A 13,665-nucleotide genomic window follows, 5' to 3' on the forward strand; every position below is an offset into this window, starting at 1 on the left:
GCACTTCGCGGGAGACCCCGTCAACAACCGTAGTCTCGGCGACTCAGAGCCGGCCCGCGAACGTCGCCGCGCCCGGCCCGTCGAGTTCGCCCAGCGCCGCCCGCCTGCCGGTCATCGTCATCAGTAGCGCCTCACCGGGACCGGTCACCTCGGGACCGCGGCCGTGCGCCCAGTCGACGTCGGTCGCCCGCAGGCGCAGGCCCCGGATGCGGCGCCCGGCCCCCAGCCGCGGATTGCCGGGAACCAGTCGCAACACGCGAATCAGCCTGTCGCCGGGGATCATTCGGGGCATACCGAGCGCCCGCCGGATGTCCTGATGGTGGATCGTGCCGTCGACGAAGCCGATCATGCCGCCGAAACCGGCGGTCAGCCCCGAGGGCGCCAGATGCCGGGAGAAGTAGTCGAACAGTTCCCCGGTGGACATCTTCGCGAACTCGTCGACACCGACCTGGTTGGCATTGACGACACGGCCCCTGGCGAATCGCGCCAGCAGACCGGGCACGCCGAGGTCGTCGTAGCTGACGATATGCGCGGCAACATCTTTGACCGTCCACCCGGTGCACAGGCTCGGGGTGTGCCACTGCTGCGGACTGAGCTCTGCCAGCAGCGCGGCCAGTTCGGTGCGCTCGGCGCGGGCCAGGTCCCTCAACGAGGCGGTCACGGCGTCTCACCGAACAGATCGCCGTAGCGGCGCAGGTACAGCGGCCAGCCGGCGTCACCGCCGACACCGTCGGCCACGGCTTGCCACCCGTCGCCGTGGCGGTCGATGTGGCGGTGCTCCAATGTGACCCGGGTGCTGCCGTCGGACTCGGCGGCGAACAGCACCTCCACCTCGCTGCACCGGTCCGGGTCGGTCTCGAGCTGCCAGGTGGGACCGATGTCCCAGGTGAACACGACCCGGCGCGGCGGTTCGCAGACCAGGACGCGCGCCCACCGGCACAGGCTGCCGTCGACGCCACGGTCGTAGATGTGGCCGCCGACGCGCGGTTCGAACACGGTCTCGGCGATCGGCACGCCGAGCAGGTTGTGTTCGCGGGGTTTGATGTCGCCGAAGCGTTCGGTGAACACCGCAAACGCCCGGTCCGGCGGGGCGGCGACGACGATCTCGTGGCGGACGGATGCGGTCACGGGGTGTCTCCTTCACGCTCGACGATGTCTTTGAAGCCGGCCAGCGCCTGTCCCCAGAACCGGTCGAGGTCGGCGCGCATGGCCGCCAGGCCGGTGTGGTCCAGCTGGTAGAGCCGCCGGGTTCCGTCGGCGCGGTCGCACACCAGTCCGGCCCGCTTGAGCACCTTGAGGTGCTGGGACACCGCGGGCCGGCTCACCGGTAGGTCGCGGGCCAGTTCCCCGACCGGCATCGGCCCGTGCGCGAGCCGTTCGACGATCGACCGCCGGGTGCGGTCGGCCATCGCCACCCACGGATCGGCCTCTTGGTAAGTCGGCACGAACGGTAAGTTACCACTTACCAATACGGGATGTCGAGACTACGGTTGTTGACGCAAAACGCGGGTCAAGAGGTCAACAACCGTAGTGCCGGCGCTCAGGTGACCAGGCTGACGCAGACGCCCACCGCGCCCGCACCGAGGTGCACCGACAGCACCGGACCCATGTCGCTGACGGTCAGCGCCTCGATCTGCGGCAGCCGTTCGGTCAGGGCGGCGCCCAGCGCGTCGGCCGCGTCGTGGTTGTCCACGTGGTGCACCGCCACGGCCGCCCGGGCGTCGCCGACCACCTCGGCCACCTGCTCGACCATCGCCGCATGCGCCTTGGACACCGTGCGGATCCGCTGGGCGAGCACCAGCCGCCCGTCGAGGTCCAGGCGCAGCAGCGGTTTGAGGGCCAGCGCGGTGCCCAACCACGATGCGGTGGTGCCGATCCGGCCGCTGCGCCGCAGATTGTCCAGCCGGTGCACGACGATGAACGCGTGTCCGCGGGTCACGGCCGACCGGGCGGCCACCTCCACGGCGTCGACGTCTCCCCCGCCGGCCGCGGCCCGCGCCGCCGCCAGCGCCACGAACCCCACACCCATCGCAGCCGACCGGGAATTGACCACGCGCACAGCAGAACCGAACTCACGCGCCGCGGTGACCGCCGAGCTGAACGTGCTCGACAGCGCCGCCGAGATGTGCACGGCCACCACCCCGTCGCCGCCGGAGTCGGCCAGCGCACGCCCGTAGGCCGTGCCCAGTTCACCGGGTGTGGCACCCGAGGTGGTGACGTGGGCGCGCTCGTGCAGATCATGGGGCAACTCGTCCACGCCGTCGCGCAGGTCGTCCTCGCCGACCATCACGTGCAGGGGCACCTGCCGGATGTTCCAGCGCTCGAGGTCCTCGACCGGCAACCGGGACGAGGCGTCGGTCACCACCACGACGGCCACGGTCAGTCGCCCGGGACACCCGGCGCCACACCGGCTTCGGCGAGCGCCTTGAGCATCAGGTCGGCGACGGCCTGATGCGCCTCGAAGTTCCAGTGGATGCCGTCGGGGTTACCGCGACCGCCGAACACGTGCTCGGCGACGGCGGCTTTCAGGTCGACCAGCGGGACATCGTGCTGATCGGCCCACTCGGTGATGGCCCGCGCCGTGCCGGCCCGGCCGTGGTGGGCCTTCCCGTACGTCTCGGCGATGTGCACCGACGGCAGCGACGCCACGATCGGGATGCCGGGACGGTTGAAATCGATGGCGCCGCGGGTCATCTCGAGGTACTCGGCGCTCAGGTGCGGCGGCAGCGCCGGCCGGGCGATCGGCGACAGCCGCGGCTGCACCCAGCCGTAGCCGTCGCGGACCCAGCGCCGCAACCACGGCGGGCGGACGTACCGGATGAGTTCGCGCAGCGCGGTCGGCAGCGGCGACGGCAGCGAATCCATTCCACCCGTGGCGAAGACGACCGCCCCGGCCCGCGGTAGCGCCGCCCACGCCCGCGGATCCTGGGTCGCTGCCCACCACACGTCGCGACACGTCCAGCCGATCCGGCCGATGAGTTCGAGGTCCCAGCCGAGGTGATCGGCGACCAGGTTGGGCCAGATGCGCGGATCGTCGGACGGCAAACCCCCCGTCGGCCCGTAGTAGGCCAGGGAGTCGGCGAAGACCAGCAGGGTCCTAGAGGACGTCATGGCCGACCTGCGCGGAGGCGTTCCACACGTCGAGCCGCCACTTCACCTCGTCGAACGGCGCGTCGGGCGCCGAATGCCCGGCCAGCTGAACCCAACTCGCGTTGCCCATGCCGCCCAGCACCGGCCAGTTGTCGACCGGCAGGCCGAGCAGGTCGGCGGTCAGCGCGGCGATCAGGCCGCCGTGCGCCACCAGCACCACCGGCCGGTCCGCTTCGTGCCCGTCCTGGTCGGACCCCCAATGCGGCTGGCTCGCGACGAGTTCGGCGACCAGCGGCCGGCTGCGCGCGGCCACGTCGACGCGGCTCTCCCCGCCGTGCGGCGCCCACCGCGCGTCGTCGCGCCAGGCCAGCCGGGCGCCGGGGGCGATCGCGTCGACCTCGAGGTGGGTCATCCCCTGCCACTCGCCGAGATGCGTTTCGCGGAGCCGGGTGTCGACGTCGACCGGGACGCCGGAACGCTCCCCGAGCGCGACCGCGGTGTCGAGCGCCCGGCGCAGGTCCGACGAGACGATCAGCAGCGGCTGCCGCTTGGCCAGCGCCTCGGCGGCGACGACGGCCTGCTCGCGGCCCAGTTCGGACAGTTCGGTGTCGATCTGGCCCTGCATCCGCCGGCCGGCGTTGTACTCGGTCTGGCCGTGGCGCAGGAGCACCAGCCGCCGCACCCTCACGACGGACCGTCCAGATCCACGGGCACCGTCGGGCAGTCCCGCCACAGCCTGTCCAGCGCATAGAAGTTGCGCTCGTCCTGGTGCTGGATGTGCACGACGATGTCGACGTAGTCGAGCAGCGTCCAGCGCCCTTCGCGGGTGCCCTCCCGGCGCGCCGGTTTGTGGCCGGCCAGCCGCATCTTCTCCTCGACTTCGTCGACGATCGCGTTGACCTGGCGTTCGTTGGATGCCGAGGCGATCACGAAGCAGTCGGTGATCACCAACTGTCCGGACACGTCGATCACCACCACGTCGTCGGCGAGTTTGTCCGCGGCGGCGCGGGCGGCGACGGTGGCCATCTGGACGGCTTCGTCAGAGGCGGTCATAAGAGTGTGTCCTCGTTCGGGGTCGGTGCGGGCAGGTAGAGCTTGCGCTTGGCGACGTACTGCACCACGCCGTCGGGCACCAGGTACCAGATCGGCCGGGCTTCGGCGGCGCGCTTGCGGCAGTCGCTCGACGAGATCGCCAGGGCCGGGATCTCGACCAGGGAGAGCGCATCGTCGGGCAGCTCGTCCATGGCGGCGGAGATGTGCTTGCCGTCGAGTTCGTAGCCGGGCCGGCTGACCCCGACGAACCGGGCGATCGCGAACATCTCCTCCCAGTTCTGCCACGACAGGATCGACGCCAGCGCGTCGGCGCCGGTGATGAAGTACAGGTCGGTGTCCGGATTCGCGGCGTGCAGGTCGCGCAGCGTGTCCTTGGTGTAGGTGGCCCCGCCGCGGTCGATGTCGACCCGGCTGACCGAGAACCGCGGATTGGACGCGGTGGCGATCACGGTCATCAGGTAGCGGTCCTCGGCGGCGGTGACCGCGCGGTTGTGCTTCTGCCAGGGCTGGCCGGTGGGCACGAACACGACCTCGTCGAGGTCGAACAGATCGGCCACCTCGCTGGCCGCGACGAGGTGCCCGTTGTGGATGGGATCGAAGGTCCCGCCCATCACGCCCAGCCTGCGTCGGGTTTGCACGAACAGCCAGCTTACGGCAGCGCGGCCGGTACGCCGGACCGGTCAGCGGTCGGCCGGCAGCACCTCGGACACCTCGAATGCGGCGCGGTCGGCCCGGTAGATGTCGCGCGCGTACTCCACGCACCGCCCGCCCTCGTCGAGGGTGCAGCGGGTCAGCAGCGTGCCCGCCGAACCGGCCCGCACCGCCAGCTGGGCGCTGGTGGCATCGTCGAGGACGATGGATTCCAGCACCGCGGTCGACCGGGTCAGCCGCAGGTCGTAGCGGTCGCGCAGCACCGCCCACAGCGACCCCTCCTCGGGGACGTCGAGGATGCCGGGGGTCAGCTCGGCGGGCAGGAACGTGGTCTCCAGCGCGAACGGCACGCCGTCGACGGTGCGCAACCGGTGGAAGACGTGGACGTGCGCGCCGTCGGTGAGGTCGAGCGCGCGCTGCACGTCGGGCGTCGGGCGCTGGCGGTCGGCCCACAGCAGCCGGGCGGCCGGGCGGCGCCCGAGCCGCGACACCTCCTCGGAGAAGCTGCCGATGTGGAACCGCACCCGCGGTTCGGCCACGAACGTGCCGCGCGGTGGTTTGCGGTAGACCATGCCCTCGCTCTCCAGCAGTGACAGCGCTTGGCGGGCGGTCATCCGGCTGACGCCGTGCTGCTCGGCCAGCTCGCGTTCCGAGGGCAGCAGGGTGTGCGGTCCGAGCTGGTCAGTGGCGATTCGGTCACGAACCAGCGCCGCGATCGCGAGGTACCGCGGCGGGTCGCCCCCGCCCGGACCGGGGCTCTTACGCGCGACTGCCGGCATGGCAGCAGCGTAGCCGGATCCGCCAACCACGTGGTCTAGGCCATGCACTCGGTAAACGTTTCGTTACCCGGGTTGACGATGACCTGGATCACACCCATACTACGGTTCAACCACATGGTCTATACCAACTGGAGGTTCCATGCCCGGCCCTGAGTCCACCCGCGGCGGCGACGCCGCCGAACTCGCGCAGTTCGGATACGCGCAGTCACTGGAGCGCCGCACCGGCAAGTTCGCGTCGTTCGCCGTGGCGTTCGCGTTCGTCTCGATCGCGACCGGCATCTTCACCACCTACGGGGCGGTGCTGAATTCGTCGGGACCGATCGGCATCTGGACCTGGCCGATCGCGGTCGTCGGCCAACTCGCGGTGGCGTTCGTGCTCGGGGCGCTGGCCTCCCGCATCCCGGTGACCGGCTACCACTACCAGTGGATGTCGCGGCTGGCGAACCCGGTGCTCGGGTGGATCATCGGCTGGATCTCGTTCACGTTCCTGGCCATCGTGGTGGTGGCGGTCGACTACACGATCGCCTCGACGATCCTGCCGGTGCTGCTGCACTACGAGGGCACCTCGACGATCGCCTGGCTGGTCACCGCGCTGGTGCTGCTGATCCAGTTCCTGCTGGTCGCGTTCTCGACGCCGTGGGCCGAGCGCGTGAACAACAGCTTCGTCACCCTCGAGCTGATCGGCATGGTCGCGCTCACGGTGCTGCTGCTGGTGGTCGCCGCGATCCGCGGCGACATGGATTTCGGCAACCTGTTCAGCCGCGGCGCCGTCCCGGCGGAGGGCTTCTGGAGCTTCGGCGACCTGACCTCGGCCGGGCCCTGGATGCTCGGCTTCCTGCTCGGCGCCTTCACGATCGTCGGGTTCGAATCCGCGGCCAACCTCGCCGAGGAGACCCACGATCCCGAACGCGTCGTGCCGCGCGCGATGTGGCAGGCGGTGCTCGCCTCCGGTGTGCTGGGTTTCCTGTTCCTGGTCGCGGTGACGCTGGCCGCCGGCGACCCGGTGGCGCTGGCCGAGTCGGGCACGCCGATCGCCGACGTCATCGCCGACACGCTGGGCTCGGTGACCGCGACGCTGCTGCTGCTCATGGTGGTGCTGGCGATCTTCGCGTGCGGCCTGGTGATCATGATGACCGGCGTCCGGCTGACCTGGGCGATGTCGCGCGACCAGCGCTTCCCGGGCTGGCAGCTGTGGAACCAGGTCTCGCCGCGCTTCCACACCCCGATGCGGGCCGCGGTGCTGTACTTCGTCGTCGCCCAGCTGATCCTGGCCATCTTCTCGCCCACCGAGACCGCGCTGTTCACCCTGTTCAGCGCCGCCACGCTGCTGCCCGCGGTGATGTACGCCTCGACGGTGGTGCTGTACCTGATCAAGCGGAAGACGCTGCCCGCCAACGGCAAATTCGACCTCGGCAAGTGGGAGATCCCGATCGTGACGGTCGCGGTCGTGTGGCTGGTGTTCGAGCTCGCCCTGTTCCGCGACGCGAGCTTCAAGCAGGCGTGGGCGTACGTCATCGTGATGGTCGTGATCGGCGCGCTCTACCTCGGCTACCTGCTGGCCACCCGGGGCAGGCACGGGCTGTCGATGCCGGACATGCACTCGATCGACGCCGAACTCGACCGTGAGGCCGCAAAGGACTGATGACACATCTGCTCGCCATCGACCAGGGCACCTCGGGAACCAAGGCGATCGTCGTAGATGCGGCCGGCGCCGTCATCGCGGTCGCCGAGGTGGCGCTGCGGCCCACCTACCTGCCCGGGGGTGCCGTCGAACAGGACCCTGAAGCACTGTGGGCCTCGGTCGTCGGCGCGGGCCGACAGGCGATCGCCCGGGCCGGCGTGCCGGTGGCGGCCGTCGCGCTGGCCAACCAGGGCGAGACGGTGCTGGCGTGGGACCGCCACACCGGCCGCCCGCTGACCCCGGCCATCGTCTGGCAGGACCGCCGCGCGGAGTCGGTGTGCGCACCGCTCGCCGACTCCGCGGACGCGGTGGCGCGCCGGACCGGTCTGGTGCTCGATCCGTACTTCTCGGCCCCGAAGATGGCCTGGCTACGGACCCACCTCACCCGCGACGGGGTCGTCACCACGTCGGACACGTGGCTGGTGCACCGGATGTGCGGTGCGTACGTGACCGACGCGTCCACCGCCAGCCGGTCACTGGCGACCGCGCTGGACTCGCCGCGCTGGGATGCCGAGCTCCTCGACCTGTTCGGGCTCGCCGGTGAGGAGCTGCCCGAGATTGTCGACTGCGATCAGATCGTCGGTCACACCGACGTTTTCGGGCCCACGATCCCGGTCGCCGGGCTGATCGTCGACCAGCAGGCCGCACTGCTGGCCGAGAGCTGCCTGGAACCGGGCGCGGCGAAATGCACCTACGGCACCGGCGCGTTCCTGCTCGCCCAGCTGGGGCCGACACCCGCCCTGTCGTCGTCGGGCCTGACGACGTCGGTGGCGTGGCGGCTGCGCGACCGCACCTTCTACTGCGCCGACGGCCAGGTGTACACCGCGGCCTCGGCGGTGCGGTGGGCCGTCGACCTCGGGCTGGTGCCCGCGGCCGAACAGCTCGACGCGGTCGCGGCCGCCTCCAGCGACGGGGTGCTGTGCGTTCCCGCCCTCGCGGGTCTGGCCGCGCCGTGGTGGGATCCGGGCGCGACAGCCACGTTCACCGGCATGACGCTGTCCAGCGGCCGGGGCGAGCTGGTGCGGGCGTTGCTGGAGGGCATCGCCGCCCAGGTGGCCGAGCTGGCCGACCTGGTCGCCACCGACCTGGGCCGGCCGCTGACCCGGTTGCGCGTCGACGGCGGACTCACCCGCTCGGCGGTGTTGATGCAGGCCCAGGCCGACCTCGCCCAGATCCCGGTCGACGTCTACCCGTCGCAGCACGCCACCGCGCTGGGCGCCGCGGCATGCGCGCGGATGGCCCTCGCCCCCGCGCTCAGCCTCGCCGACGCCGTCGGGGACTGGACTCCCGAGCACACGTACGAACCCCGGTGGTCGCCCGACACGGCCGCCGACCATCTGCGGCGGTGGCGGCGTGCCGCGCAGGCCGCGCTGCAGGACAAGGAGATTCACGCACCATGAGTTCCCCCGACGTCACCGACGTCGTCGTCATCGGTGGCGGCATCGTGGGCTGCGCCATCGCGCGCGCCCTGGCCGGCACCACCGCCACGGTGACGCTGCTGGAAGCGCGCGACGACGTCGGCGACGGCACCAGCAAAGCGAACACCGCGATACTGCACACCGGATTCGACGCCACCCCGGGCACCCTGGAATCGCGGATGGTGGCCCGCGGCTATCACCTGCTGGGCGACTACGCCGAACAGACCGGCATCCCGGTCGAACGCACCGGCGCGCTGCTGGTCGCCTGGACCGACGAGGAGCGCGACGCGCTGCCGGGCCTCAAGGACAAGGCGGAACGCAACGGCTACCTCGCATGCGAGATCGTCGGCGCCGACGAGGTGTACCGCCGGGTGCCCGACCTCGGGCCGGGTGCGCTGGCCGGGCTCACCGTGCCCGGCGAATCGATCATCTGCACCTGGACCACCAACCTGGCGCTGGCCACCGACGCCGTGCGCCGCGGTGCCCGGCTGATCCGCGGCGCGAGAGTGACTGCGGCACAGTCGAGTTCCGATGGGACCCACACCACGCTGTCGACGACGGCCGGTGACGTGCACGGCCGCTGGATCGTCAACGCCGCCGGCCTGGGCGCCGACCACATCGACGCGATGTTCGGCTACGACCGGTTCACCGTCACCCCGCGGCGCGGGGAACTGCTGGTGTTCGACAAGCTGACCCGGCCGATGGTGCCGCTGATTGTGCTCGCGGTCCCGTCGTCGCGGGGTAAGGGCGTGCTGGTCAGCCCGACCATCTACGGCAACGTCATGGTGGGACCGACGTCGGAGAACCTGTCCGACCGCACCGCCACCAACACCAGCGAGGACGGCTTCGAGTTCCTGCTCGCCAAGGGACGCGCGCTGATGCCGACCCTGTTCGACGAAGAGGTGACCGCCAGCTACGCGGGTCTGCGCGCGGCGATCGACTCGAACGACTACCTCATCGACGTCGACGCCGGTCAGCGCTACGTGCTGGTCGGCGGGATCCGCTCCACCGGGCTGACGTCGGGGATGGCGGTCGCCGAGTACCTGCTCAGCCTGCTGGCCGGCACCGACCTCGACCTCACCGACCGCGCCGATCTGCCTGCGCCGCCGCGGATGCCGAACATCGGCGAGACCGGCGTGCGGCCGTATCAGGATGCCGACCGCATCGCCGCCGATCCCGCCTACGGGCGCATCGTCTGCTTCTGCGAACGCGTCACCGCCGGCGAGATCCGCGACACGTTCGGCTCCGCGATACCGCCCGCCGACCTCGACGGGTTGCGGCGGCGCACCCGCGTGATGAACGGCCGCTGCCAAGGGTTCTACTGCGGGGCGCACACCCAGGCGCTGCTCGCCTCGCGCGGCGCCGAGGACACCTCCGACGTGGCGGCCGTCCGATGACCGCGACCCAGCACGTGGCGGTCGCGGTGGTCGGCGGCGGACCGTCCGGGCTGACCGCCGCGACGGCGCTGGCCCCGCAGGTCGACGGCGACGTCCTGGTCATCGAACGCGAAGCCGAGACCGGCGGAATCCCACGCCACAGCGACCATCCGGGCTACGGCATGCGGGATCTGCACCGGTTCCTGTCCGGGCCGGCGTATGCCCGCCGACTTACGGCCCTGGCGTCCGACGCCGGTGCGGTGCTCGAGACCGAGGCGATGGTGACCGGTTGGAGCGGGGAGCGTCTGCTGCAGGTCACCTCACCGCGCGGGGTGCGCACCGTCTCGGCCGACGCGGTGGTGCTCGCCACCGGCGCCCGCGAGCGGCCGCGGCCGGCGCGGCTGATCCCCGGTGACCGGCCCGACGGGGTCTACACCACCGGACAGCTGCAGAACCTCGTCCACCTGCACCACGCCCGGGTCGGGGAACGCGCGCTTGTGGTCGGCGCCGAACTCGTGAGCTGGTCGGCGGTGCTGACGCTGCGCGAATCCGGATGCGACACCGTCGCGATGGTCAGCGCGTATCCGCGGGCCGAGGCATATACGGCGTTCCGGATCCCCGGGCGGGCGTTGATGAGCGGGCCGGTGCTGACCCGCAGCCGGCTGGTCGGCATCGAGGGCAAGGGCCGGGTGCGGGCCGCGGTGGTCGAGCACCTCGACACCGGCGCCCGCACCACCGTGGAGTGCGACACCGTCGTGTTCACCGGCGACTGGATTCCCGACCACGAACTGGCCCGCACCGGTGGGCTGGCGATGGACGCCGCGACCCGCGGGCCGGTGGTCGACGCCGCGTTGCGCACCAGTGCGCCGGGCGTGTTCGCGGTGGGCAACTTGCTGCACCCGGTCGACACCGCCGACGGTGCGGCCCTCGACGGCCGCCACGCGGCCGGCGCAGTGCGGGCGTGGCTGAGTCGCCGCGACACCCCGCCGTCGGGGGTGCGGATCCGCACCGACGGCCCGTTCCGGTGGGTGGCCCCGCAACTGGTCACCCCCGACGGGGCCGGCGCCGCGCGCGGCGACCTGCTGTTCTGGGTCGACGAGTACCGGCGCGCGCCGAAACTTCGGGCGGTGCAGGACGGTCGGGTGCTGGCGACCGCGCGCACACCGTGGCCTGCCGCGCCGGGCCGGGTTTACCGCGCGCCATGGTCGCTGGTGGCCGGCGCGCGCAGCGGCGGCGGCGACGTGACGGTGTCGTTCGCCTGACTTCCCGGCGCGAGCACTAGACGGGCAGCAGCTGGTCGATCACCGCGGCCAGCTGTTTGGCCGAGCGGCACTCGTGCATGGTGATGATGTCGGTGTAGCGCGGCACCGCGGAGTCACCGCTGCCCCACAGGTGCTTGGGTTCCGGGTTGAGCCAGTGGGCGTGGCGGCTCTCGTTGACCATCCGCGCGAGCAGGTCGGTCTCCGGGTTGCGGTAGTTGTTGCGGCCGTCGCCGAGTACCAGCAGCGAACTGCGCGGCGACAGCGCCGTGGGGTACTTGTCGAGGAACGACACGAACGCGTGCCCGTAGTCGGAGTGGCCGTCGCGGGTGTACACGCCGGCTTCGCGGGTGATCCGCTGCACGGCCACCGCGAGGTCCGCGTCGGGCCCGAACAATTCGGTGACCTCGTCGGTGGTGTCGATGAACGCGAACACGCGCACCCGCGAGAACTGCTGGCGCAGCGCGTGCACGAGCATCAGCGTGAAGTGGCTGAATCCGGCGACCGAACCCGACACATCGCAGAGCACGACGAGTTCCGGCCGGGCGGGATGCGGCTTCTTGAGCACCACGTCGATCGGCACTCCCCCGGTCGACATCGACTTGCGCAGCGTCTTGCGCATGTCGATCTCCCCCGCCCGCGACCGCCGGCGCCGCGCCGCCAGCCGGGTGGCCAGCGTGCGGGCCAACGGGGCGACCACCCGGCGCATCTGGCGCAGCTGCTCCCCCGACGCCCGCAGGAACTCCACGTTCTCCGACAGCTGCGGCACGCCGTACATCTGCACGTGCTCCCGGCCCAGCTGCTCGGCGGTGCGTCGTTTGGTCTCCGACTCCACCATCTTGCGCAGCTGCGAGATCCGCTGAGCAGCAAGCGCCTTGGCGATCTGCTCCTGGGTGGGGGTGGGCTCGTCACCGTAGGGTGCCAGCAGCCCGGCCAGCAGGCGGCCCTCGAGGTCGTCGAGGCTCATCGCCTTGAGTGCCTGATACGACGAGTACGACGGCCCACGGCTGGAGTTGTAGCGGCCGTAGGCCTCGACGATCTGGGCGATCATCGCGGCCAGCCGCTCGTCGAGGTTGGCCAGGTCCTGGTTGTCCGACAGCATGTCCACCAGCGCTGCGCGCATGGCCTCGATGTCCTCGGGCGGCAGTCCTTCGTCGTCGCTGTCGGCGTCCTCGTCGGGCAGCACGGTCTTGCCCCCGAGCGCGGCCGGGAAGAACAGATCGAACAGCGCGTCGTAGGTGTCGCGGTGGTCGGGCCGCCGCAGCACCGCGCATGCGATGCCCTCGCGCAGCGCCTCCCGGTCACCGAGTCCCAGCACCGTCATCACCCGGCCGGCGTCGACGGTCTCGGACGGACCGACCGAGACTCCCTGTCCCCGTAGCGCCTCGACGAACTCGACCAGGTGGCCGGGCAGGCCGTGCGGGGCCAGCGGCTGTGGGGGCCGGACGCGGCGCGCGGGCATCAGTTCAGCCTTAACTCTCCGGCGGCGCGCTGCTGGTCGGATTGGTGTTTGAGCACCACACCGAGCGTGGCGGCGATCATCGCGTCGTCGATGGTGTCCATGCCCAGTGCCAGCAGGGTGCGGCCCCAGTCGATGGTCTCGGCCACCGACGGCAGCTTCTTGAGCGCCATCCCGCGCAGGACGCCGATGATGCGCACCAGTTCGGCCGCGAGGTGCTCGGGCAGTTCGGGCACCCGCGAGAGCAGGATGCGCCGCTCGAGGTCGGCGTCGGGGAAGTCGATGTGCAGGAACAGGCAGCGGCGTTTGAGCGCCTCGGACAGTTCCCGGGTGGCGTTGGAGGTCAGCACCACGAACGGCGGCCGCTCGGCGGTGATCGTGCCCAGTTCGGGGACGGTGACCGCGAAGTCGGACAGCACCTCGAGCAGCAGGCCCTCGATCTCGATGTCGGCCTTGTCCGTCTCGTCGATCAGCAGCACGGTCGGCTCGGTGCGCCGGATCGCGGTCAGCAGCGGCCGCGACAGGAGGAACTCCTCGGTGAACACGTCGGTGCGGGTCTGATCCCAGTCCGCACCGGCCGCCTGATTACCCGCCTGGATGCGCAGGATCTGCTTGGCGTGGTTCCACTCGTAGAGGGCGCGGGATTCGTCGACGCCCTCGTAGCACTGCAACCGCACCAGCCCCGATCCGGTGGCCTGCGCGACGGCCCGGGCCAGTTCGGTCTTGCCGACGCCCGCCGGCCCCTCGACCAGCAGTGGCTTGCCGAGGCGGTCGGCGAGGAACACCGCGGTCGCGGTCGCGGTGTCGGGCAGGTATCCGGTCTCGGCCAGCCGTCGTGCGACATCGTCGATGTCGGCGAACAGCGGCGCCGGGCGTGCGGGGACGCTCAAGATCGTTTC

General features: G+C 71.2%; 15 protein-coding genes. 4 read left to right on the forward strand and 11 right to left on the reverse strand.

The annotated features are described in order from the left end of the window. Positions 1–43: 43 nt before the first annotated feature. The 9 genes from E4P42_RS12155 to E4P42_RS12195 all read right to left on the reverse strand — a co-directional run bounded on the left by E4P42_RS12155 (position 44) and on the right by E4P42_RS12195 (position 5,573). Entirely contained in the window at positions 44–661 is a 618-nt protein-coding gene (locus E4P42_RS12155; protein WP_135126311.1) for a maleylpyruvate isomerase family mycothiol-dependent enzyme, read from the reverse strand. Beyond that, positions 658–1,128: an SRPBCC family protein gene (locus E4P42_RS12160; RefSeq protein WP_135126312.1), complete on the reverse strand. Its 471-nt coding sequence runs from the start codon at positions 1,126–1,128 to the stop codon at positions 658–660. The genes E4P42_RS12155 and E4P42_RS12160 overlap by 4 nt, the downstream gene beginning before the upstream one ends. Further along, the gene (locus E4P42_RS12165) at positions 1,125–1,445 is read right to left on the reverse strand and encodes a helix-turn-helix transcriptional regulator (protein ID WP_135126313.1); all 321 of its coding nucleotides are present in this window, start codon (positions 1,443–1,445) and stop codon (positions 1,125–1,127) included. Before E4P42_RS12165 ends, E4P42_RS12160 begins: the two co-directional genes overlap by 4 nt. Before the next feature lie 95 nt (positions 1,446–1,540). Further along, entirely contained in the window at positions 1,541–2,377 is an 837-nt protein-coding gene (locus tag E4P42_RS12170) for a DegV family protein (RefSeq protein ID WP_135126314.1), read from the reverse strand. A 2-nt stretch (positions 2,378–2,379) separates the two neighbouring features. Next, positions 2,380–3,111: a diglucosylglycerate octanoyltransferase gene (gene octT, locus E4P42_RS12175; RefSeq protein ID WP_135126315.1), complete on the reverse strand. Its 732-nt coding sequence runs from the start codon at positions 3,109–3,111 to the stop codon at positions 2,380–2,382. Further along, positions 3,098–3,778 (reverse strand): glucosyl-3-phosphoglycerate phosphatase, encoded by a 681-nt coding sequence (gene gpgP / locus E4P42_RS12180; protein WP_135126316.1) that lies wholly within the window; start codon positions 3,776–3,778, stop codon positions 3,098–3,100. The genes octT and gpgP overlap by 14 nt, the downstream gene beginning before the upstream one ends. After that, the gene (rsfS, locus tag E4P42_RS12185; protein WP_135126317.1) at positions 3,775–4,143 is read right to left on the reverse strand and encodes a ribosome silencing factor; all 369 of its coding nucleotides are present in this window, start codon (positions 4,141–4,143) and stop codon (positions 3,775–3,777) included. The genes gpgP and rsfS overlap by 4 nt, the downstream gene beginning before the upstream one ends. Beyond that, positions 4,140–4,781 (reverse strand): nicotinate-nucleotide adenylyltransferase, encoded by a 642-nt coding sequence (gene nadD / locus E4P42_RS12190; RefSeq protein WP_135126318.1) that lies wholly within the window; start codon positions 4,779–4,781, stop codon positions 4,140–4,142. Before nadD ends, rsfS begins: the two co-directional genes overlap by 4 nt. 42 nt (positions 4,782–4,823) lie before the next feature. Next, positions 4,824–5,573 carry a GntR family transcriptional regulator gene (locus tag E4P42_RS12195; RefSeq protein WP_135126319.1) on the reverse strand — a complete coding sequence of 250 codons (750 nt, stop codon included), beginning with the start codon at positions 5,571–5,573 and terminating at the stop codon, positions 4,824–4,826. A 139-nt stretch (positions 5,574–5,712) separates the two neighbouring features. Here E4P42_RS12195 and E4P42_RS12200 point away from each other — a divergent pair, with 139 nt between their 5' ends. The 4 genes from E4P42_RS12200 to E4P42_RS12215 are packed head-to-tail and all read left to right on the forward strand — an operon-like array spanning position 5,713 to position 11,310. Beyond that, a complete protein-coding gene (locus tag E4P42_RS12200; RefSeq protein ID WP_135126320.1) occupies positions 5,713–7,215 on the forward strand; it encodes an amino acid permease in 1,503 nt (500 codons plus the stop codon). Further along, positions 7,215–8,654, forward strand: coding sequence for an FGGY family carbohydrate kinase (locus E4P42_RS12205; protein ID WP_135126321.1), 1,440 nt, complete (start codon positions 7,215–7,217; stop codon positions 8,652–8,654). Before E4P42_RS12200 ends, E4P42_RS12205 begins: the two co-directional genes overlap by 1 nt. Continuing rightward, positions 8,651–10,069: an NAD(P)/FAD-dependent oxidoreductase gene (locus E4P42_RS12210; RefSeq protein WP_135126322.1), complete on the forward strand. Its 1,419-nt coding sequence runs from the start codon at positions 8,651–8,653 to the stop codon at positions 10,067–10,069. Before E4P42_RS12205 ends, E4P42_RS12210 begins: the two co-directional genes overlap by 4 nt. Beyond that, positions 10,066–11,310 (forward strand): NAD(P)/FAD-dependent oxidoreductase, encoded by a 1,245-nt coding sequence (locus E4P42_RS12215; protein WP_135126323.1) that lies wholly within the window; start codon positions 10,066–10,068, stop codon positions 11,308–11,310. The genes E4P42_RS12210 and E4P42_RS12215 overlap by 4 nt, the downstream gene beginning before the upstream one ends. A gap of 16 nt (positions 11,311–11,326) precedes the next feature. Here E4P42_RS12215 and E4P42_RS12220 read toward each other — a convergent pair whose 3' ends face one another. Both E4P42_RS12220 and E4P42_RS12225 read right to left on the reverse strand, forming a co-directional pair. Next, complete coding sequence (locus E4P42_RS12220; protein WP_135126324.1) at positions 11,327–12,769, reverse strand: VWA domain-containing protein; 1,443 nt, start codon at positions 12,767–12,769, stop codon at positions 11,327–11,329. Next, positions 12,769–13,656, reverse strand: a complete 888-nt coding sequence (locus E4P42_RS12225) for a MoxR family ATPase (protein WP_135126325.1) — start codon at positions 13,654–13,656, stop codon at positions 12,769–12,771. The genes E4P42_RS12220 and E4P42_RS12225 overlap by 1 nt, the downstream gene beginning before the upstream one ends. Positions 13,657–13,665: the final 9 nt, after the last annotated feature.

Source organism: Mycobacterium sp. PS03-16, assembly GCF_004570325.1.
In the GTDB taxonomy this organism is placed as follows: Bacteria; Actinomycetota; Actinomycetes; order Mycobacteriales; family Mycobacteriaceae; genus Mycobacterium.